This window comes from Paenarthrobacter sp. E2MeOHC11 (genome assembly GCF_058744955.1).
Genome location: NZ_CP196673.1, coordinates 2,135,228 through 2,155,100, shown reverse-complemented (window position 1 = coordinate 2,155,100; position 19,873 = coordinate 2,135,228). Strand labels below are relative to the sequence as shown.

At 62.9% G+C, this 19,873-nt stretch carries 21 protein-coding genes and 1 tRNA gene; 7 read left to right on the top strand and 15 right to left on the bottom strand.

Annotated elements, in window-relative coordinates; translation table 11 throughout:
* Position 1: 1 nt before the first annotated feature.
* A complete protein-coding gene (locus tag ACSSVG_RS10040) occupies positions 2 to 481 on the bottom strand; it encodes an FHA domain-containing protein FhaB/FipA (RefSeq protein WP_090822625.1) in 480 nt (159 codons plus the stop codon).
* A gap of 5 nt (positions 482 to 486) precedes the next feature.
* On the bottom strand, positions 487 to 1,236 hold the full coding sequence (locus ACSSVG_RS10035; RefSeq protein ID WP_492418706.1) for an FHA domain-containing protein: 750 nt from the start codon (positions 1,234 to 1,236) through the stop codon (positions 487 to 489).
* A 385-nt stretch (positions 1,237 to 1,621) separates the two neighbouring features.
* Between ACSSVG_RS10035 and ACSSVG_RS10030 the strand changes: the two genes are divergently transcribed.
* A tRNA-Leu gene (locus ACSSVG_RS10030) sits at positions 1,622 to 1,704 on the top strand.
* A gap of 139 nt (positions 1,705 to 1,843) precedes the next feature.
* Here ACSSVG_RS10030 and ACSSVG_RS10025 read toward each other — a convergent pair.
* The 10 genes from ACSSVG_RS10025 to ACSSVG_RS09980 form a co-directional block, all read right to left on the bottom strand.
* Entirely contained in the window at positions 1,844 to 2,542 is a 699-nt protein-coding gene (locus ACSSVG_RS10025; RefSeq protein WP_492418704.1) for a FadR/GntR family transcriptional regulator, read from the bottom strand.
* Positions 2,543 to 2,552: 10 nt separating this feature from the next.
* Entirely contained in the window at positions 2,553 to 3,680 is a 1,128-nt protein-coding gene (locus tag ACSSVG_RS10020; protein WP_492418702.1) for an L-talarate/galactarate dehydratase, read from the bottom strand.
* A 240-nt stretch (positions 3,681 to 3,920) separates the two neighbouring features.
* Positions 3,921 to 5,081, bottom strand: a complete 1,161-nt coding sequence (locus tag ACSSVG_RS10015) for an MFS transporter (protein WP_492418700.1) — start codon at positions 5,079 to 5,081, stop codon at positions 3,921 to 3,923.
* A complete protein-coding gene (locus ACSSVG_RS10010) occupies positions 5,071 to 5,421 on the bottom strand; it encodes a hypothetical protein (RefSeq protein ID WP_231338760.1) in 351 nt (116 codons plus the stop codon). Before ACSSVG_RS10010 ends, ACSSVG_RS10015 begins: the two co-directional genes overlap by 11 nt.
* On the bottom strand, positions 5,418 to 6,140 hold the full coding sequence (locus ACSSVG_RS10005; RefSeq protein ID WP_492418698.1) for a cupin domain-containing protein: 723 nt from the start codon (positions 6,138 to 6,140) through the stop codon (positions 5,418 to 5,420). The genes ACSSVG_RS10010 and ACSSVG_RS10005 overlap by 4 nt, the downstream gene beginning before the upstream one ends.
* Positions 6,137 to 7,282 carry a sedoheptulose 7-phosphate cyclase gene (locus tag ACSSVG_RS10000; RefSeq protein ID WP_231338758.1) on the bottom strand — a complete coding sequence of 382 codons (1,146 nt, stop codon included), beginning with the start codon at positions 7,280 to 7,282 and terminating at the stop codon, positions 6,137 to 6,139. Before ACSSVG_RS10000 ends, ACSSVG_RS10005 begins: the two co-directional genes overlap by 4 nt.
* Position 7,283: 1 nt before the next feature.
* Complete coding sequence (locus ACSSVG_RS09995) at positions 7,284 to 8,453, bottom strand: acyltransferase family protein (RefSeq protein WP_492418696.1); 1,170 nt, start codon at positions 8,451 to 8,453, stop codon at positions 7,284 to 7,286.
* On the bottom strand, positions 8,428 to 10,032 hold the full coding sequence (locus tag ACSSVG_RS09990; protein ID WP_492418694.1) for an FAD-binding oxidoreductase: 1,605 nt from the start codon (positions 10,030 to 10,032) through the stop codon (positions 8,428 to 8,430). The genes ACSSVG_RS09995 and ACSSVG_RS09990 overlap by 26 nt, the downstream gene beginning before the upstream one ends.
* Complete coding sequence (locus ACSSVG_RS09985; RefSeq protein WP_492418692.1) at positions 10,029 to 10,925, bottom strand: VOC family protein; 897 nt, start codon at positions 10,923 to 10,925, stop codon at positions 10,029 to 10,031. Before ACSSVG_RS09985 ends, ACSSVG_RS09990 begins: the two co-directional genes overlap by 4 nt.
* Before the next feature lie 95 nt (positions 10,926 to 11,020).
* The gene (locus ACSSVG_RS09980) at positions 11,021 to 11,794 is read right to left on the bottom strand and encodes an SDR family oxidoreductase (protein ID WP_231338754.1); all 774 of its coding nucleotides are present in this window, start codon (positions 11,792 to 11,794) and stop codon (positions 11,021 to 11,023) included.
* A gap of 160 nt (positions 11,795 to 11,954) precedes the next feature.
* Between ACSSVG_RS09980 and ACSSVG_RS09975 the strand changes: the two genes are divergently transcribed.
* Positions 11,955 to 12,551 (top strand): TetR/AcrR family transcriptional regulator, encoded by a 597-nt coding sequence (locus ACSSVG_RS09975; protein WP_231338753.1) that lies wholly within the window; start codon positions 11,955 to 11,957, stop codon positions 12,549 to 12,551.
* Between the two features lie 277 nt (positions 12,552 to 12,828).
* On the opposite strand, the gene ACSSVG_RS09970 is transcribed toward ACSSVG_RS09975, so the two are convergent.
* Positions 12,829 to 13,545, bottom strand: a complete 717-nt coding sequence (locus tag ACSSVG_RS09970) for a TetR/AcrR family transcriptional regulator (protein ID WP_231338752.1) — start codon at positions 13,543 to 13,545, stop codon at positions 12,829 to 12,831.
* Positions 13,546 to 13,651: 106 nt separating this feature from the next.
* Here ACSSVG_RS09970 and ACSSVG_RS09965 point away from each other — a divergent pair, with 106 nt between their 5' ends.
* From ACSSVG_RS09965 to ACSSVG_RS09955, 3 genes are all read left to right on the top strand, one after another.
* Positions 13,652 to 15,028 (top strand): flavin monoamine oxidase family protein, encoded by a 1,377-nt coding sequence (locus tag ACSSVG_RS09965; RefSeq protein ID WP_492418689.1) that lies wholly within the window; start codon positions 13,652 to 13,654, stop codon positions 15,026 to 15,028.
* A 105-nt stretch (positions 15,029 to 15,133) separates the two neighbouring features.
* Positions 15,134 to 16,024, top strand: a complete 891-nt coding sequence (locus ACSSVG_RS09960; protein ID WP_231338750.1) for a universal stress protein — start codon at positions 15,134 to 15,136, stop codon at positions 16,022 to 16,024.
* Positions 16,025 to 16,046: 22 nt separating this feature from the next.
* Positions 16,047 to 17,558 carry an APC family permease gene (locus ACSSVG_RS09955; RefSeq protein ID WP_492418687.1) on the top strand — a complete coding sequence of 504 codons (1,512 nt, stop codon included), beginning with the start codon at positions 16,047 to 16,049 and terminating at the stop codon, positions 17,556 to 17,558.
* On the opposite strand, the gene ACSSVG_RS09950 is transcribed toward ACSSVG_RS09955, so the two are convergent.
* Complete coding sequence (locus ACSSVG_RS09950) at positions 17,530 to 18,108, bottom strand: hypothetical protein (protein ID WP_492418685.1); 579 nt, start codon at positions 18,106 to 18,108, stop codon at positions 17,530 to 17,532. The two genes, ACSSVG_RS09955 and ACSSVG_RS09950, sit on opposite strands and share 29 nt — an antisense overlap.
* Before the next feature lie 106 nt (positions 18,109 to 18,214).
* Here ACSSVG_RS09950 and ACSSVG_RS09945 point away from each other — a divergent pair, with 106 nt between their 5' ends.
* Complete coding sequence (locus tag ACSSVG_RS09945; protein ID WP_492418683.1) at positions 18,215 to 18,598, top strand: VOC family protein; 384 nt, start codon at positions 18,215 to 18,217, stop codon at positions 18,596 to 18,598.
* Between the two features lie 66 nt (positions 18,599 to 18,664).
* On the opposite strand, the gene ACSSVG_RS09940 is transcribed toward ACSSVG_RS09945, so the two are convergent.
* On the bottom strand, positions 18,665 to 19,114 hold the full coding sequence (locus ACSSVG_RS09940) for a DUF5997 family protein (protein ID WP_492418681.1): 450 nt from the start codon (positions 19,112 to 19,114) through the stop codon (positions 18,665 to 18,667).
* Positions 19,115 to 19,147: 33 nt separating this feature from the next.
* On the opposite strand from ACSSVG_RS09940, the gene ACSSVG_RS09935 reads away from it, so the two are divergent.
* Positions 19,148 to 19,873 (top strand): LysR family transcriptional regulator substrate-binding protein, encoded by a 726-nt coding sequence (locus ACSSVG_RS09935; RefSeq protein ID WP_492418679.1) that lies wholly within the window; start codon positions 19,148 to 19,150, stop codon positions 19,871 to 19,873.

The following is a 19,873-nucleotide window of genomic DNA, read 5'->3' as shown; positions in this document are numbered from 1 at the left end:
ACTACGGCCTCAATTCAATGACCGTCTTGCCGATTCTCACGGGGACGCCAAGCTCAACCGGCAATGCGCGGGTGAGCTGTTGATCGGCCAAGTAGGTGCCGTTGGTGGAGCCGAGGTCCTCGATGAACCACCGGCTGCCTTGCGGGAACAGCCGGGCGTGCCGGCCGGAAGCGTAATCGTCCTCCAGGACAAGGGTGGCTTCCTGGGCACGGCCAAGCAGGATGGGGCTGGCAGCGAGGGGGACCGTGGTGCCCTTGAGGGGGCCCTCGGTGACCACCAGCGTGCGCGCATGCTGGATGGCTGGCGGCGGTGACGCGGCCAGTTCTGGATGCTTGCGAACTTCGCGGGCCGTAGGAGCTCCGGTGACGGCCTTGCGGCCGATCTGGAGATCACGGCGCATGGTGGTCACGATGCTGAAGATCAGGACCCACAGCAACAGGAGGAAACCGAAGCGAAGCGCTGTGATGGTCAGTTCGCTGATGTCGTTCACGCGTTGCCACCCTGGTTTTGGGGGAGGAGGCGGAAAATGATCTTGGTACGTCCCATCGTGATGGTCGAGCCGTCTGTGAGCTCTACGCTGCCGTTCACTTTATGGCCGTTGACGTAGCTTCCGTTGGTGGAGCCAAGGTCAACAGCCCAGGTGCTGCCATTCTCCGTGCGTACTTCAAGGTGCTTCCGGGAGACGCCTGTGTCATCCACAAGGATGTCGGCTTCCGAGGAGCGGCCCAGCACTACGGAGCGGGCGTTGAGGGAATATCGTTGGCCGCCGATGTCCAGAACGGGCTGGAGGCGGGTGGGCTGCCGTGCCGGGGCTGCCGGGACGTGGGCCCGCGGGGCTTGGTGAGCGGGGGCAGCGTCATCGGAAGATTTCTCGGTCCGGGACGTGATCTCAAAATGTCCTGCCCGCTCTTCGTCATTCCGACGGAACGAGATCCGGACAGCGCCCTGAAGGGTGTAGCCCTGGCTGCGGACATGCTGGATGACGACGTCGCACAACTCCTCGGCGAGGGGTGTTCCCCATTCCTGGGCCCTGGCAAAATCCTCGTCACTGAGCAGGACATCGAAAACATTGGGAGCGAGCGTACGGCCGGCAGCGATGGTGATGGACTTGTTGTCCAACTCGCGCCTCAGCTTGCTCGCAATCTCCACCGGCTCAACACGTGCACGCGACCCCGTGGAGAAGACGTTGCGAACGGCCTTTTCAATGCCGCGCTCGACTTTGTCCAGCAAACCCATGTCCTTCTCCTTTCCTTGCCGCGGCACCCGATGCGCCTGGTCCGATAGTCCATCGTTTGGTCCGTCTGCGCACACAGCGAAGTACGCGCCTGACGGCCCTTCCACTTCCCGATACTACTGGGACTGACTGGGAATGGCCTTAATCCACAACGCCTTGCGACCCGGAAAAGTTCGCGCCCGGCGCTTGCTGGCGCGGGAGTGGGGGCATGAAAATTTCGTGGAAATCAACCCTTGTCGGCGGCCTTTCCGGGGGCTCTTCTGCCTCCCGGGGGGGCCCTCCTGGCCTCGATTGGTGTTTTGCCGGGAATGTCCGTTATGCTTGATCTCGCTGCTTTTGAAGGAAACGAAGCTGGGAAACCGGCAAAAGTCCAGAAAAAGAAGTTGCGCGCGAGTGGCGGAACGGCAGACGCGCTGGCTTCAGGTGCCAGTATCCGAAAGGGTGTGGGGGTTCAAATCCCCCCTCGCGCACGCAATTGAAAGAGCCCCAGTCTTAGGACTGGGGCTCTTTTGTTTTATACGGGATCCCAACTGGGTGACAGATAACGCTCCATTGGCGCTTCGTAGGAGCGAGGTGCTGTTACCTGGTTGGGTGAGGCGCGCGTGACCGTCAGCCGCGCGCAGAACCTGTGAACCGGCGTCGTGAGTTGCTCAGGTGCAGGCGCATCGCTGCCGCGGCAGCCACTTGGTCGCCCTCCGCGATTGCTGCGTATATAGAGGAGTGTTCGTGGACCACCTGCGCAAAGCGTTCCGGGGATTCTTGATCTTCGCTGGCGACCAAGCGCGGGCGGGGCATGGTGATCATGGTTTGGCCAAGGGCGGAGATGCAGTCCGTATAGAAGGGATTGCCGGACGCCGCAGCAACGGCCCGGTGGAACTCGAAGTCCGCTTTCATGGAGTGGGCGGGGTGGCCTGAACTCGCGGTGAACTGCTCCAAGGCGCCGTGGACGGCCTTGAGCTGGTGTTCGGTGTGGTTGCGCGCGGCCAAAGCCGCGGCTTCGGTCTCGACGCCGATCCTGAAATCGAGCATCTGCAGCCGGTCTTCCATGCTGGAAACGGGCCGTGATCCAGGCGCCGCAGCGGGTCCTTCCGCCGGCGGAGTCAGCGCGAAGCTGCCCCGCCCACGTTCGGTTTCCACGAGACCCTCGGCCTGCAAGCGGGTCAGCGCCGAGCGGACCACGGTCCGGCTCACCCCGAACTCGCTGATGAGGGTGTTTTCGCTGGGGAGCTTCTCACCTGGCTGGATGGCGCCGTCGACGATGCGGTTGCGAAGGTCGGCGGCGAGATCCGCGGTCAGGTTTCGGCTCATGGGTTCAAGATTACGCGCCGAACTCCACTGACTCCGTGGTCCAGGCGCGGGCCTGCCCGCTGAGGGTGACGCCCAGTCCGGGGCGGTCCGGGACGATCATGCGGCCGTTCTTGGTCTCCAGGCGTTCCTCGAACAGGGGGTCCAGCCAGTCGAAGTGCTCCACCCAGGGCTCACGCGGGTAAGCGGCAGCCAAGTGGAGGTGGATTTCCATGGCGAAGTGCGGTGCCAGGCCGAGTCCGCGTTCATCCGCCAGGGCCGCGAGCCGCAGGAACTGGGTGATACCGCCAACGCGCGGAGCATCCGGCTGGATGATGTCGCAGCTGTTGGCGTTGATGAGGCCCTTGTGTTCCGCGACGGACGCGAGCATCTCACCGGTGGCGATGGGCGTATCCAGGACCTGGGCCAGGTGCGCGTGGCCTTCGAAGTCGTAGGCGTCCAAAGGTTCTTCGATCCAGACGAGGTTGAATTCCTCGAGCTGGCGGCCCATGCGCAGCGCTGTGGCGCGGTCCCATTGCTGGTTTGCGTCCACCATGAGCGGGACGTCCCAGCCGATGTGCTCGCGGACTCCGGCCACTCGGCGCAGGTCCTCCTTGGAGTCGGGCAGGCCAACCTTGATCTTGATGCCGCCGATGCCGTCGTTGATGGACTGAGTGGCGCGTTCCTTGACCTCTTCCAGGGTGGCGTTGAGGAAGCCGCCTGAGGTGTTGTAGGTCTGCACGGAGTCGCGGTAGGAACCCAACAGCTTGGCAAGAGGGAGCCCGGCACGCTTGGCCTTGAGGTCGTAGAGCGCGATGTCGATGGCCGCCAGGGCCTGGGTTGCCACGCCGGACCGGCCCACGGAGGCACCGGCCCAGAGGAGCTTGGTATAGATCTTGCCGATGTCATTGGGATCCTCGCCGATGATGCCCTCTGCGACTTCCTTGGCATGGGCGTACTGCGCGGGCCCGCCAGCGCGCTTGGAGTAGCTGAAGCCGATGCCGCTGTGGCCCTGTTCCGTGGTGATCTCGGCGAACAGGAACACCACTTCGGTCATGGGCTTCTGCCTGCCGGTGAAGACTTTCGCATCGCTGATAGGTACGGTGAGGGGCAAACGTGCCGTGGACAGCTTGACGTGGCGGATCAGATCTACGGTGCTCATGGTTCTCCTCGTGGGTGCGGCATCCTTGCCTGCCACTTAGGATACAAGTTATGCACTTGTACTACAAGAGTGTGGGGGTTGTGGTGGCGACTGCCGAGGCTTCGCAGACCCATCTGTTCCCCGGGGCCGTTCTCGTTATTGCTGGGAGGGGCCCTTCGATTTGAGGAAAGTGGTCCGGGGCTTTCGTCCGTGCCAGCGGACGCGGCTGCCCCACAACTAAGGAAGTGGGACACGAGGCGATCAGTGAACGGCTGCTTTAGGCAAAGTCTCCGGCTGTTTTGCCCTAAATCTGTTGTGGACGAAGGCCAGCATGATGGCGGCGAAGCCGAGAAGGCATGAGCCGACGAGCGCGGGGGACTGGACGGAGGTGCCCACCAGTGCTGCTCCGCCGGCGGATCCGGCGGCGATTCCTGCGTTGAACGCGACTACTGCGGCTCCGGAGGCCATGGTCTGGTTTCCGCGCGAGCGGTCGAGGATTTCTGACTGCATGAGGGTGGGTAGCAAACCGAAGCAGGTTCCTGCCATGGCTGCAGTTGTGAACACCAGGACGGGTCCTGCGAGCAGGGCGGCACCAGCGAGGATGGCAGCTTCGGCAACCATGACGATAAACGCTCGTTGCAGTCGTCTTTTCCCGGCCAGGCGCCCGGAGAGTGCTGTCGCGATGATGACGGCTCCTCCGTAAACCGCAAGGACAAGGGACGGTTGGGTTCCCGCGTGGGTGGCCATGGGTGCGAGGAACGTGTAGTACGAGAAGTGTCCAGCCAGTGCCACGGCAAGGATGAGAGCTATGGGCACAAAACTGCCCTTCGATCCTGCCTTCATGGCGAGCTCTGCCTGTGGAGGACTTGGTTGTGGTCGGGGCGCGCAGATCATGGCTGCGAAGACGCCGCAGGACGCCAAGGCAAGGGGGATCCGCCAGTCGATGGAGCTTAGCGCCTCGGCAGCCGGTACGCCGAGGGCGAGGGCACAGCCGTTACCCAGGAGTACCCTGGCGGTTGCTTTGCCGGTGTTGGTTGGTGAGGCCGCGGCTGCCAGGGCCAGGACCAGGGGGAAGAACGCGCCGTGGGCGGCTCCTTGGATTGTTCGGAGGACCAGATAAGTGGACATGTCAGGGGCAGCGCTGGTGGCGAGGCCTAGGACTGCGAAGATGCCGGCGGTGAGGATTGCTGTCTTGCGGAGATTGAATCGTTGGGCCAGGGCTGAAAGCGGAAGCGCAAACAGCGCGGTGCTGAAGGCGTAGAGACTCGAACCGGCGGCGGCCGTTCCAATGTCTGAACCAAAGGCCCTGGCGATGTGTTCCAGCGCACCGGTGGGGGCCATCTCGACTGTGACGGCGAAAAAGAGTGCGAAGGGCAGGGCCCAGGCGGTGAGCTGCCCTGCCCTTCGCGTTTCAGATGGCACGTTCACTTTCGGGTAGCTCGGGAACTCTGGGCGGGAGGTTGCTGGTGACCGTCTGAGGGTAGGTCCTGACGCTTAGCAGGATAGTTTCCGTCTCGGCCCGCAGCGTTCCCTGCTCTTGAGCTGGCGCAAGCAGCACGGACCCCGCTGACAGCTTCCTGCCTTCGATGTCCGCCTGACCTGAGAGAATGATGAACGCTTCGTGCACGCCTTGCTCGCCCAGGGCCAGGCTTTGCTGAGGGGCCAGCCTCCAGTGCTCGATGGCTTCCGTTTCGCTGTGAAGCATTCCGCGGCGGATCAAGCAGCTCCAGTAATCTGCCGGGTCCGGTGTGGTGATGATCATGAGCCGGGGGTCCTGAGCTCTACGGCAAACAATTCCACGTTGGAGGTTGCTGTCAGCACGGCAGGCGATCCGTTGGGCACCAGGAACGATGCTGGTGCATCGATGGTGGCGGTCGTGTCAGCGAATGAAAGTGTGGCACTGCCGGTGTTCAGGAAGCCAGCGATTTCGGCGCCGGGCTTTCCGAACTTCATGTTTTGTTCTGGAGTGAGGGTGTGCCGTTCGATGGCGGCCAATGGCCCGTCAAAGGTCCCTTGTGTGTCGACGCTGGGGGTTGCATGGAGGTCATGGATCCGGGCAGGCATGGGCGGCCTTTCTGTGCGGTGGCTGCCTTCGAGGCAGCTCTGGGTGTGTGGTGTGAGGGTTTCAATGACCCACCAGTTCAGCGTCGTCGAGCCGGTGTTTCGCAGGCCGTGGGTGTTCCCCGGTGTCGTCAAGGCGAGGGTCCCGGGGCTGACCTTATGCGCTGTGCCATTAAGGAAAAACTCACCCGTTCCCTCCAGAATCAAATAGATTTCCTCGGTACGCGTGTGGCGGTGTTCACCGCTGACCCCACCCGGCGGGAGAGTAGCCCATTCCACGGCTTCTGTCGCTGATTCGAGCTCGCGTCGGGTATAGAAGGCCTTCCATCCGGTGGTGCCTGCGGCGCCGTGGACGCCAAGGACCGTGGCGTGGCCGTGGGGGGTGCGGGGCCGTGGAGGCGCTTTGGTGGGGGTGTTCATGCCGCCGACCTTTCCAGGTCCCTGTTATCGGCGCCGGTGAGGATGTTTAGTGCTGCTTCGATGTCGAGGGGTGTGAGGTCGTTGACGAAGATAGCCGCGCCGATCCCGGTGGGCAGAGGCAGGCGCTGGAGTCCATTGCGGTGGCGGGTTGTATCGATGAGTGCCTGGACCAGGACATCGACACTCATGGAGGGGTGGGTGACAGGCAAACCAAGTGTGCGCATGACCCTGAATATCCGGCTGGCTTCGTCCGGGGTTACCAGACCCCGGTGGACGCTGATGGCGGTGGTGAGGGCCATGTCCAGGCAGACGGCTTCACCGTGAAGCAGTTCAGGTAAGGCGGTCATTTCCACGGTGGGGGAGAAGGTGTGGCCGTAGTCGACCAAACGTTCCAGGGTCTGTTCCCAGAGGTTGGGTTCCAGCTCTTCCAGCATCCCGCTGATGGCTTTGTCGATGATTTGTTGTTGGGCCTCGGTGTGCTGTTGGAACCGGCCGGCCAGTGCAGCCGCGCCGTGCTCTTCGAGCAGGGCGAACAGTTCTTCGTCCTTAACCAGAGCGATTTTGAGAATCTCCGCGAGTCCGTTGGAGACGTGGCGCTGCTCGAGGGAGCTGAGGAAGGAGGTGTCGAGGAGGTTGCGGGACGCGGCGAAGTAGGTGCCGATTTTGTTTTTGCCGGTCTGGAAGTTCACTCCGGTCTTGACTCCGACGCTTGCATCAACGATTCCGATCAGAGTGGTGGGGACTCTGACGAAAGGGGTGTTGCGGCGGTAAATGCTGCAGGCGAATCCTACGATGTCGGTGAGGACTCCGCCCCCGATGGCGATCACGGGTTCACGACGGCGGTCGAGCTTGAAGGTTTCGATGGCTTCGAGGACGGTTTCTACTGCGCTCCAGCGTTTGTTCGTTTCGCCATGGGGCAATACCAGGATCTTGTATTCGGAGAGGTTCGCTGCGGCGTAGGCGCGGATCCTCTCGCCGTAGAGATCATTGACGGTGGTGTCGGTGACGATGAGTCGTCGTGAGCCGTGCTCTCCATCGACCAAAGTCGGGTTGGCCGGGTCAAGGATGTCAAAGGTGGTTTCTACCCGGTATTGGACGTCCTGCTGGGCGGAGACGGTCCATGCGCGGTTGATGGTAGTCATTTCAGGCCTCTCGGGAGATGGTGGGTCGTGCGGAGAAGGGGTTGCGGGAACGCAGTGCGTTGTTGGCCGGGACTTCAACCAGCCGCCAGAGCAGGTAGGCGCAGCCGAGGCTGAGCACGAAGGCGGCAAGAATGGTTAAGGCTGCCGGCAAGGGCTGCAGCGCCGCCGACCCGACGATGGAGCGGGTCAGGGTCAGGACGATGTCGTGGACCATGTAGAACGCGAAGGACAATTCGCCCAGGCGGACCGCTGCGGGGGAAGCGAAGATCCCCGGTGGGGAGGTATCTTGCGCTGCGGCGATGACAAGCAGCAGCACGGGAATGACGTAGGCGGCGTCCATTTGCCAGGTAATGGGGAGGAAGAGGGACCCCCCGTAGCCGAGCGCCGCGACCAGAAGGGCTGGCCCCAGCGGGATGGTAGGAAGGATTCTCTCGCGGACGGTCCGGGCTGCGAGCATGCCCAGGGCGAATTCGAGGAGCCTGACCGGTGGCAGTGCGTAGACGGCCCAGATTTGCGGGATGGATGCGCCGAACAGTGGCGATTGGGCATGGTTGGGACCGAAGAGTTCCCCGGCGGGGAGCAGCCCGGCGGCCAGCGGTGCCAGAGTGATCAGTCCTATCAGTGCGGTGCCGATGAGGACGAGGCTGTGCCGTGGGATGCGGTTCACCAGTGGCAGCACAAAAGGGAACGCGAGGTAGAAGAAAAGTTCGGCTGAGAGCGACCAGCTGGGGTGGTTGATGCTGAAGAAGGCGGTGTCGGCCGGTATCCAGGCGTGGATCAGCAGGAGGTTGGCGACCGCTTCACCGATCGTGGAGGCCCCGAGCCCTCCGATGGCCAGAGCGAGGAAGAAGGTCACGGCATGGTTCGGGACGATCTTGGCGATTCGTCGCCAGATGAACCGTCCGGGAGTGTCCCCGGCGCGGGCAGACCACATGAGGACGAACCCGGAGAGAATGAAGAAGAACGTGACGCCGAACCATCCACCGTTCTTGAGGATGAACTGCAGCGGTTCAACTATGTCCGAATCGCCGAGGTAAAAGCGACTCAGGCTGATGTGGAAGGCGAAAACGAGCAGCGCGGCGTAGAAGCGGAGTCCCGTCAGGGCGTCAAGGCGGCGTGCAGTTACCGGAAGCGTGCCGGTTGGTTCAGGCAAGAGGGATGCTTTGGGCATGGGAGAACACTCCCTTCGGGTCGTAGGCGGCGCGTGCGTGTTTGAGGCGTGGCAGGTTGCCCTTGTAGTAAAGGTCGAACGAAGTTAGTCCGGAGGTGTTCCAGGCGCTGTCGTCCAGGTCCGTGTCTGCGTAATTTACGAAGGCACCATCTGCTGTGGAGTTCAGGGGAGGGACTCCTCCGGTGGAGGCGAACATGCCCTGGTAGGTGTTGCGGGTCCAGGTGACGTTGGCTTGGTCATCTTCGGGGTTGTCCCAGATGGAGACCACTTGGAATTTGATGATGGAGTCCCGTTGGGGGACGGCTGTCGCGTCCGGGGCGACGCTGTTAACGGCACCTCCGTAGGAGGCAATCATCAGCAGCGCTCCCGGGTTGGCGATCCTTGGATCGTTCAGGCCGCGGTAGGCAGCGGCGATCGCCTCGGGTGTGAATGTACGACGCAGGTACGCTGACTTACCTTTGAACCGGCGGGTGGAGTCGGGTCCGGTGAACCCGGTCCATTGCGTGGCCTGCATCCACGGCACGATTCGGCGCTGGGTGACATTCGCCGCGGGCACTCCCTCCGACACGGCTGTCAGGTAGCGGTCCAGGACACCTTCAGCATCAGGGGTTGCTGCGTCAACGATGGTGTCCATGGTGATAAAACCGTTGGAACGGTGCCAGGTTTTCAGTTGGGCGAAAAGGTTTGCTTCCGGGGTTCCGGGGGCTGCGTTTCTTTCGTGCCATTGGCCGTGGTTGTTCAGCAGCCGGGTAAATGCTGCTTCATCGATGTCAGCCCAGGACCAGGACACAGTGCTGAGCCAGACATGACGCGGAGGTGAAGGCAAGGCCTTTTCCGGCCGGTTCTCCGTGGCTGAGGGGCTGCGAAGCCAGTACCGGGTCGCGATGCCAAAGTTCCCGCCCCCACCGCCCGTGTAGGCCCACCACAGTTCGTGGTGTCGGTCCTTCGGGTCCCGGGTGCCGCGACTGATCGCGACGGAACCGTCCTTGCGGACGTGAACGGCTTCAACGGCGAGGAGGTGGTCAACGACGAGGCCGTCGCGGCGGTTCATTGATCCGTAACCGCCGCCGGCGATGTGGCCGCCGGCAGCAACAGTGGGGCAGTTCCCTGCGGGAACGTAGACGCCCCATTGCTTGTAGAGCAGTTGATAGACCAGCCCGAGTTGCGCGCCGGCTCCTACCTCGAAGGCATTCATCTCCGGGTCCCAGCGGACTTGGTCCATGGCGGAAAGGTCGATGATGGATTTCACGGCCGGGTTGGCGACGAATCCTTCGTAGCAGTGCCCTCCGCTGCGGGCAGAAGGACGCAGTCCCAGCCGCAGGACGGCGCGAAGTTCTTCGGCGACCTCGGCTGCCGTGCGTGGGAAGGCGATGCGCTCGGCTTCACCTTTCCACCTCAGGTTCGTGCCTTGTTGCAGGGCATCGAACTGTTCGGAGACAGAGGTGATGACTTGATAGCCCCTGGTACGGGTTTGGGGCTCGGCGGCTTGGGCGCGCGCTGGCACACCGCTCAGGGCGATAGCGCCCAGCAGTGCGCCGCTTGCGCTGAGCATCGACCGGCGGGAGGCGGTGTGGCTCAAGAGAACGCTCCGATCGCGATGGGGGTCCGGAGCGCAGCAGCGTCCCTTTCATAGGGCAGGGTGCCGTCGGGCATGTTGATGATCTCGAGTTGGAGCCCGAATGGAGAGTTGAGGTACACCCACCTGTCTCCTGCGATGGGTCCGTCAATGATGGTCTCGGGTTCACCCAAAGTGGTGTAGCCGCTGATGTTCCGAATGGAGTTGACCGTCTTGTCCACGTGGTCGGCGTGGAACGCTACGTGATGGCCGCCCAGGTCGCTGTTGGCTGGCCGGGGTGAAGGAGAGTTCCCATGGAGTACTGCGACTGGCAGTCCATGGTCGCTGGCGAAGAGGTAACCGGTGGCCCCGAATGCGGTGGTGGCCTCCTGTTGGCTGAAACCGAGCGTGGATGTGAGTTCGTGCTGGGCCGTCGCGAAGTCGTACCGGCTCAGCGCAACTGCTCCGAGGAGACGCTGCACTGGTCTGTACTGGATTGCCAGATTGATCCCGGAAGGCAGTGCTACCTCATACCCGTTGATCGGGTGCTCGATGGGGCGGATTGTCGCGTTCTCGTTGTAAAGCCTGGCGATCACGCGGTCAGGGTTCGGGGTCTGGAAAATGAGGAAGAAGCTGCCCGCCGCTCCCGGAGGAGTGTCCCAGGAGCGGCGTTCGGCGCCGACGTATTCGAAAAGTTCGAGGTTGATACCGCGAACATTCATTGCGGCCACCGTCAATGAGCAGGTTCCCCGGGCTCCCAGTTTCGCCGCCATCCAACCGGGTTCCCGATCAGTGATCGGGCCCTCTACGTAGCAGACCTCAGCGCCAAGGGCGTTCCGAAGGTCGTGGATCGCTTGGCGAAGCGATCTGATAGTGAGACCGAAATGGTCAATGCCACGAATTTGGGCACTGTTCATGATTCCCCCTGGATGTGATGCGAGTCAGGCCTAGGTTGGGCCCTGTGCGGATGTGACGCTTCAGGACGCGGTAAGCGTCCAGATAGTGCGGTGAGTTAGAGGTTGGTGCCACCGGTGGCATCGATCTTCTGCCCCGTGATCCAACGCGCTTCGTCGGAGGCAAGGAAAGTCACGATGCTCGCAATATCGTCGGGCTGGCCCACGCGGCCCAGGGCACTGCTGGCAGCTACCCCGGCCTGGGCTTCTTCGTTGCCGCGGAGCCAACCAGCATTGATGTCGGTGTCAACGACACCCGGGGCGACCGAGTTCACGGTGATTTCCCTGGGCCCGAGGTGTTTGGCGAGGGTCAGGGTGAAGGCTTCAATGGCGCCCTTAGTGAGGGCGTATCCAATGATTTCCGGAAAAGCTATGCGGGTGACGCCGGAGGAGATGTTGATGATGCGTCCCCCGTCTGCGATCCGGGGCAGCCCTTCCTTGACGATGAAGTAGGGCGCATTGACGTTGATGGCCTGCTGGGTAAGGAAATCTTCCCGGCTAAAGTCCTCGATGGCCCCCCGCAAGGTGACCCCGGCATTGTTCACGAGAACGTGAATGGGCTGGTTCAAGACACCGGCTTCGGCAGCGGCTTTGTCATAGGAGGCCCAAAAATCCTGGGCCGCGGTATCGGTCCCGAGATCTGCCTGGAAAGGGAAAGCCTTTCCTCCGGCGGCTTCGATGGAGGCCGCTACTTCCGCAGCCGCCTTCCCGTCCTGTCCGTAGTGGACAGCAATAGTCAAGCCTGCGGTGGCAAGGCGGGAGGAGATTGCCGCGCCGATCCCTCGGCTGGCTCCGGTCACGACGGCGATGTGGTCTTTGTGTGTTTCGCTCATGAATGAGATACTTACATACGTTTAGCGATCACTACAAGAAAGATTTCGAAAACATATGTGTGGCGCTGACCACATTATGAAAAACCACTCTCGTGGAGGCGGCGGGAATAGATGCCTGCTGCTGGGGGCTCTTCTTGAGAGGAACGACGAGAGGACGACGATGTCAGGAAAAGCAGGCCAAGGGCGGAAATTCAATATCGATGATGCCTTGGAAGCCGCCACTTTGGTCTTCTGGGACAGCGGATACGAGGGCACCTCACTTGCGGAGCTCACGAAGGCCATGGGCATCAATCCGCCCAGCCTTTATAAGGCCTTTGGCTCCAAGGAAGACCTCTTCTTCTCCGTTGTGGATCACTACAACGCCACCCACGGAAGCTTCATGTCCATCGCCTTCGCAGAAGAAGACTCCGGGCTGAAACTTATGCGGCGGCTGCTCATGGAAGCCGCCGACCACTACCCGTCCAAGACGTTCCCGGGCGGCTGTCTGGTGATCAGCTCCGCCGTCGCGGTGACCTCCGCGAACCGCCACGTCGCAGAACGGCTGTCCAAAATGCGCAACGACAACATCCTGGCCATGGCAGAGGCACTGACCGGGGATCGCGAAGCAGGCCGGATCCCCCAAAGCACCGACACCCACGCAATGGCAGCCTTCGTCGGAGCGACACTACAAGGAATGAGCCAGCAAGCCCGCGACGGCGCCAGCAAAGAGGACCTCCTCCGCATCGCCCACTACGCCATCGCCGCTATCGGGGCCTGACAAACGACACGGCCGGACACAATGAAGACCAAGTTCAGGCCGCCGTGGTGCAACAGGGGCGGGGCAGCCAATCCAACCCACCATCGCTCCGAAGAACTCCGGCAATAGGCGAATGGAAAAAGCCGGTCAGCGCCCGTTGGGCGGTGGCCCTCAACTTCGGTGGGAGCGTCTACGACCCGCACGATCCGGTGGGAAAGCTGCTGTTCAACGTCTGGGCATGGTGGCCGAGTTCGAAGCCACATGCACCACCGATTCCACAGCCTCGAACCAAAGGCAACTACCCCCGCAGCGCCCCGAACCCCGTAATCAGCGCCTCAAGTCCCAAGCTGAACGCGACGTCAGTCGGGCGCGCATGCCGTTCAAGAGCCAACCGGTCCACAGCGGCCGTGAAGTTGGGGACCCGATCGGCGAGGCTGCCGGCGTCGAAGATGTCATCCGGCGCGGTGACGTCGTAGGCCGCCCCGAAAACAAATGCCTCCAAAGCGACGATTGCCGAGATGATTTTCTCTTCCGGGAACCCGGCGTCGCGGAAGCCTGCGGTCACGGCCTCGTACATCGCCAAAGTCTTGGGCGCATTTGCCACCGGAAGTACTGCAATGACGGGGATCAGCGGCGTATGCTCCGAGAAAACGTCGCGGTAGGACCAGGCCCAGCGACGTACAGCGGCATCCCACGGCTCCACCCCGAAAGCAGTCACATCCACCATTGCTGCCAAGTGGTCCTCCACCAACAGCAAAACGTCATCCTTGGAGGCCACATGGTTGTAGAGGGCGGAAGGCGCGACGCCGAGGGAGCGTGCCAGGGCAGCCATGGTGAGTCCGTCGTAACCCTTGCTGCTGATCAACTCAAGCGCCGCCGTCGTGATGCCGTCCTGGTCAAGGATCGCCGCAGTCGGCCTGCCGGCGCGGCGGCGTACCGGGCCGGCGGAAGTGGCCGAAGGGGCGGGGGTCGGTTCGGGCATCGGAGGCCTTTCTGCTGCCTGTGTCCCCAGCATTATTCCACCGGGCCTTCACACCGGCCGACTCCAACGCTAGTATGGATATAAATGAACGCCATTCATTTACTGGTCAGCCACCACGGACGGCCACGGAGAGGACATCATGCAGAATCTTGATCGCGACGTTGTGATCGTCGGTGCCGGGCCGTCAGGGTTGACGGCGGCACGCGAATTGAAAAAGGCCGGACTCAGCGTTGCTGTGCTCGAAGCACGCGACCGCGTGGGCGGCCGCACCTGGACCGACACCATCGACGGTGCAATGCTGGAGATCGGCGGCCAATGGGTTTCTCCGGACCAGACGGTCCTCATGGAGCTGCTGGACGAGCTCGGACTGAAAATGTACTCGCGCTACCGCGACGGTGAATCCGTCTACATCGGCGAAGACGGCAAGCGCACGCAGTACACCGGTGACACTTTCCCGGTGAACGAGACCACCAAAGCCGAGATGGATAAGCTCGTCGCCATCCTGGACGGACTCGCCGCCGAGATTGGACCGACCGAGCCCTGGGCACACCCCAAGGCCCGGGAGCTGGACACCATCTCCTTCCACCACTGGCTCCGCCAGAACTCCAACGACGAGGAAGCCTGCAACAACATTGGCCTCTTCATCGCCGGTGGCATGCTCACCAAGCCTGCACACGCATTCTCCGCACTCCAGGCAGTGCTCATGGCCGCCTCCGCCGGATCCTTCAGCCACCTGACCGACGAAGACTTCATCCTGGACAAGCGCGTCATCGGCGGCATGCAGCAGGTTTCGTTGCTGCAGGCAGCTGAGCTGGGCGACGACGTCGTCCTTAACAGCCCGGTTCGCACCATCAAGTGGTCCGACAACAACGTCACGGTCATCTCAGAGCAGGCAACCGTCAACGCGCGCTTCGTGATCATGGCCGTCCCGCCGAACCTGTACTCCCGTGTCTCCTTCGAACCGCCGCTGCCCCGCCGCCAGCACCAGATGCACCAGCACCAGTCCCTGGGCCTGGTTATCAAGGTCCACGCCGTTTACGACACGCCGTTCTGGCGCGAAGAAGGCCTCTCCGGCACGGGCTTCAGCGCGGGCGCACTGGTCCAGGAGGTCTACGACAACACCAACCACGGCGATTCCCGCGGCACCCTGGTGGGCTTCGTCTCCGACGAAAAGGCCGACGCCGTCTTCGAGCTCAGCGCCGAGGACCGCAAGAAGGCCATCCTTGAGTCCATCGCCGGCTTCCTGGGTGAGAAGGCCCTCACTCCCGAGGTCTACTACGAGTCCGACTGGGGTTCCGAAGAATGGACCCGCGGCGCCTACGCATCCAGCTACGACCTCGGCGGACTGCACCGCTACGGCAAGGACCAGCACGCGAACGTTGGACCGATCTACTGGTCCTCGTCCGACCTCGCAGCCGAGGGCTACCAGCACGTGGATGGCGCGGTCCGCATGGGCCAGGCAACCGCCGCCCGCATTGTTGAGGCTAACAAGCTGACTGCTGTACCTGTCGCCTAACGCGATCAGCACCAAACCGGCAGGCCGGGGGAGCTCCATCCCCGGCCTGCCGGCTCCACTGTTTAAGCACCAAGCCGGTTTCAGCACCACCAGGAAAGGACCACCATGCGCTACGTAGTGGGCTACACCGCCAATGCGAGGGGGCACGACGCCGTTCACCTTGCCGTCGCGCTGGCCCGGAACCACGATGTCAGCCTGGACCTGGTCCTGGTGGTCCCGGAAGACTCCCCATTCAACGCCGTCTACCCGCCTGAGGCCGGCTACAACGACATCCTCAACGAGCAAGCACAGCGCTGGCTGGACGAGGGACTCGCGCTGGTTCCGGACGACGTCACTGCACGCGCCCACATCCGCCGCGGCGATTCAGAGGCGCAGGCCCTGATCGATGCCGCCGTGGAAATGGACGCCGCGGTGCTGGTGATTGGCGCCACCAACAGCGGTCTTTTCAAGCGCTTCACGATCGGTTCCGTGGCAGGTTCGCTGCTCCATTCGTCGCCCGTTCCGGTCGCTTTGGCGCCCCAGGGTTACCACCGCACGGAGCCGATCACCCGCTTGAGCTGCGGTTTCGGGACGCGCCCGGGCGCTGACGAACTGCTCGACGTCGCCGTCGAGTCAGCCCGCGACCGGGGCCTCCCGCTGCGGCTCGTCTCCCTGTTGGCGCTCGACGGCGGTAACTCGCCTGGGTTGGCCGACGCCGCCTGGGTGCATGCCGCCGACCGGCTTGCCGCCGTCGGAAGTTCCGGTTCCGCCGATGCGACCGGTTCCGCTGACGCGGCAGATGTGCCTGAACCGGAGATCGTCGTCGCGCAGGGCCGCACCATCGAAGAAGCCGTTGACCGACTCGACTGGGAAGACGGCGAAATCCTGCTGATCGGATCCAGCCGCCTGGCCCAGCAGCGGGCCACCTTCCTGGGCACCACCGCAAACCGGATCCTGCGTGCCCTTCCCGTTCCCATGATCGTGGTCCCCCGCGACTACACGCGACAAAGCTCCTAGAAATCGCCTGAGAGGCAAAACCATGTCAACTGCACCAAAGACGGTCCAGTCGAAAGAATCATCCCTAAGTGAAAAGGGGCTGAAAGCCGGATCGGTGGGCCTGATCGGCGCCGTCGTGATCGGCGTTTCCTGCATCGCTCCCGCCTATACCCTTACCGCGGCCCTTGGCCCCACAGTGTCCGAGGTAGGCGTGCACCTGCCTGCCATCTTCCTGGTGGGATTCATCCCGATGTTGCTGGTGGCACTTGGCTACCGCGAACTGAACAACGCAATGCCCGACGCCGGCACCTCCTTCACGTGGGCGACGCGCGCCTTTGGTCCTTGGATTGGTTGGATGGGTGGTTGGGGGCTGATCGCGGCCACGATCATTGTGCTCTCCAACCTTGCGGCCGTGGCGGTGGACTTCTTCTACTTGATGCTCGCCCAGATTTTCAGCAACCCGGAGTTGGGTGAGCTCAGCAAGATCCTGCCGCTGAACATCGCCACCACGCTGGTGTTCATTGCCCTGGCCTGTTGGATTTCCTACCGCGGCATGGAAACAACCAAGGGCGTCCAGTACGTGCTGGTGGCCTTCCAACTGTTGGTCCTGGGCTGGTTCGCGGTCTCAGCATTCGCCCACGTGGCAAACGGGACGGCTTTCGATGCCACCGCCATCTCGCCCGACTGGTTCAACCCCTTCGCGGTGGACTCGTTCTCGCAGTTCGCCGCGGGTGTATCGCTCTCGATCTTCATTTACTGGGGCTGGGACGTCACCCTGACCATGAACGAGGAAACCAAGAACCCGGAGAAGACCCCGGGCCGCGCAGCGACCATCACCGTGCTGGTCATCGTGATCATCTACATGACTGTCGCGCTGGCCACCCTGTCCTTCGCCGGTGTTGGCGAGACGGGGCTGGGTGCCGGCAACCCGGAGAACCAGTCCAGCATCTTCGCCGTGCTGGCAGGTCCGGTGATGGGCCCGTTCGCGATTCTCATGTCGCTGGCCATCCTGAGCAGCTCGGCCGCATCGTTGCAGTCGACGTTCGTTTCCCCCGCCCGCACCATGCTGGCCATGGGTCACTACCGCGCCATCTCGCCCAAGTTCGGCAAGATCAGCCCCACCTACAAGTCGCCCAGCTTCGCCACGATCGCCGCCGCGATTGCCGCTGCCGCCTTCTATGTGATCACCCGGACCGTCTCCGAGAATGCACTGTGGGACACCATCACCGCCCTGGGCATGATGATCTGCTTCTACTACGGCATCACCGCGCTGGCCTGCGTCTGGTTCTTCCGGGCCGAGGCTTTCCGCGGTGCGCGGGCGTTCTTCTTCAAGTTCCTTGCACCGCTCGTTGGCGGTGTGATCCTGCTGGTCATGTTCGTGAAGACGGCTCTCGATTCCATGGACCCGGAGTACGGCTCGGGCTCGTCCGTGGGCGGCGTGGGCCTGGTGTTCGTCCTGGGAATGGGCGTGATCCTGCTGGGCGTAGTGGTCATGCTGGTGATGTACCGGCTGCGGCCCGAGTTCTTCAAGGGCAAGGTGCTGACCCGGGCGTAGCCAGTGCCGCCGTGGGGACGCCTGCGGCCCGCTCGGCCTCAACCAGGGCCTGGGCAAGGTGCTCGACGGCGGCCCGGTAGTCAGTTCCAGCTGTCACCCTGCAGTATTCGGCTTCCCGCATGGCCCGGGTGAGCGCCGCCGTTTCCGCGGTCCGAACGTCCGTCATGGCCGGAAAATCGATGGCCTGCGCTGGGTCCAGTTCGTAGCGACGCCAGTGCGCCAGGACGTTTTCGTGGCGGGCGGCATCGTCCGCAAAACCTGCACGACGCCGGGGCTCGGCTGCGTGGATCCGTTCCACCTTGCGGATACTTCCCAAGGTTCCTGCCGCAGTAACGATGGCGACCAGGACCATGATGAGCCCGGCCGGAGGCCATTGCACTGTTGGGACCAAAATGGCGGGTGCAATCACCACCAAGCCGCCGAACAAATCCCAGAAGACGCCGTCCGGCTCCGGGCCACGGCCGTAGGTCATTTTCCTGTGCAGGACATACGTCGTAGCCGCGGTTGCGAGAACCAGAGCTACACCCCACAGAAGCATCATGGCGGGCATCGGACCACCTCCAGGCGACATCACGCTGCTTTGAATTCAGTATGCGCCAGCCCCGGCGAACGCGCGAGGGGTCACCCTGTCATACCGTCGGCGTAGCCTTGGCATCATGAGACTGAAAATGTGCAGCATCCACGTCAAGGACCCAGCGGCGGCCCACGTCTTCTATACGGAGACCCTTGGCTTCGAGACCTTGATGGCCATGCCTGAGTACAACCTGTTCATCATCAAGGATCCCGGCGCGGAGAACAGCACTTCGCCCGGTCTGCTGCTGGAACCAAGTGACAACCCCATCGCCTCGAACTACATGAACGCCCTTCATGAGTCCGGCCTGGCTGCCATCACCTTCGGCGTGCCCGATGTCCAGGCCGAGTATGAGCGCTTGCTGGCCGCCGGCGTGACGTTCCAAGGTGAACCCTCCGAGGATCCCTCCGGCGTCAGCGCAGTCTTCGACGACGGTTGCGGCAACTTCATTCAGCTCCACCAGGACTAGCCAGGCAGCGGGACTGGTTAAACAACTGTGGCCGGGACGAAGGTCCCGGCCACAGCTCAGTTATAGCTACGCGTGGTCCCGCTTGGACGTCTTCGGGGCGTCGCGCTTGGCGGCGGCGTTGTCCTTGGCTTCCTTGGTGGCGGCCTTCTTGGCAGCTTCATCCTTGACGCGCTGCGCTTCAGACCGGACCGCCGCGTGTGTGGCGCGCTCGGTGACCAGCCACTGCGGGGGAGCCTGCAGCAGTTCGGTGATTTCCGCCGTCGTGAGTGCATCCTCAACGCCGCCGCGGGCGAGGCCGCTGATGGAGACGTTCAGTTTCTGCGCTACGACGGGGCGCGGGTGCGGGCCGTTGCGGCGCAGTTCAGCGAGCCACTCCGGCGGGTTGGCCTGGAGTTCGGCGAATTCGTCGCGGGAGATGGACGAATCCTGGAACTCCTGGGGTGTCGCGGGCAGGTAGATGCCGAGTTTCTTGGCAACTGTTGCCGGCTTCATGGACTGGGAGTTCGAGGACGTCATGCTTCAAGGGTATCTGGCCGGTACTGTGAGTGTGTGCCAGCCGCAGAAGAATCCACCGAATCAACCGAACCCCTAGCCGGCCTCCGCTTCGCCTATGTTGCGGGTGTGACGCCTGGGAAATGGATCCGGCGGTGGGAAGAACGGATGCCGGACTATCCGTTGCACTCCTTCATGTCCGACGACGACGCGCAGGTCTCGGTGCTACGTGACGGTTCCGCCGACCTGAGTTTTGTCCGGTTGCCCGTGGACCGCGAAGGCTTAAACGTCATCCCCCTCTACGAAGAGCAGCCCGTGGTGGTTGCTCCCAAAGGCCACGAGATCTCGGTGTTTGAAGAGGTGGCCCTCGAGGACCTGTCCGAGGAAAACTTCCTCGACATCGAGGAAATGGGTGGGCCGGACATGGCCCTCCAGGTGGTTGCCTCCGGTGCAGGGCTGGCGATTCTGCCGATGTCCGTAGCGCGGCACCTGAATGCCAAAGACACTGTCATGCGGCGCCTGACCGGTGCTCCTACGACTCAGATTGGCTTGGCGTGGCTTGTTGGCACGGACAGTCCCGTGATGGAGGAATTCATCGGGATCGTGCGTGGGCGGACGGCGCAGAGTTCACGCCAGCCCTCGGCCCAGCAGGAGAAGCCGAAAAAGGCGCCCAAGCCTGATCGTCGCGGCGGTGGCCCCAAGAAGCCTGCCGTTGCGCAACGCTACGCGCCGAATCCGGACAAGGGCCGCGGGAAGGGCTCGCGCAAGAAGGGCAAGCGGTAA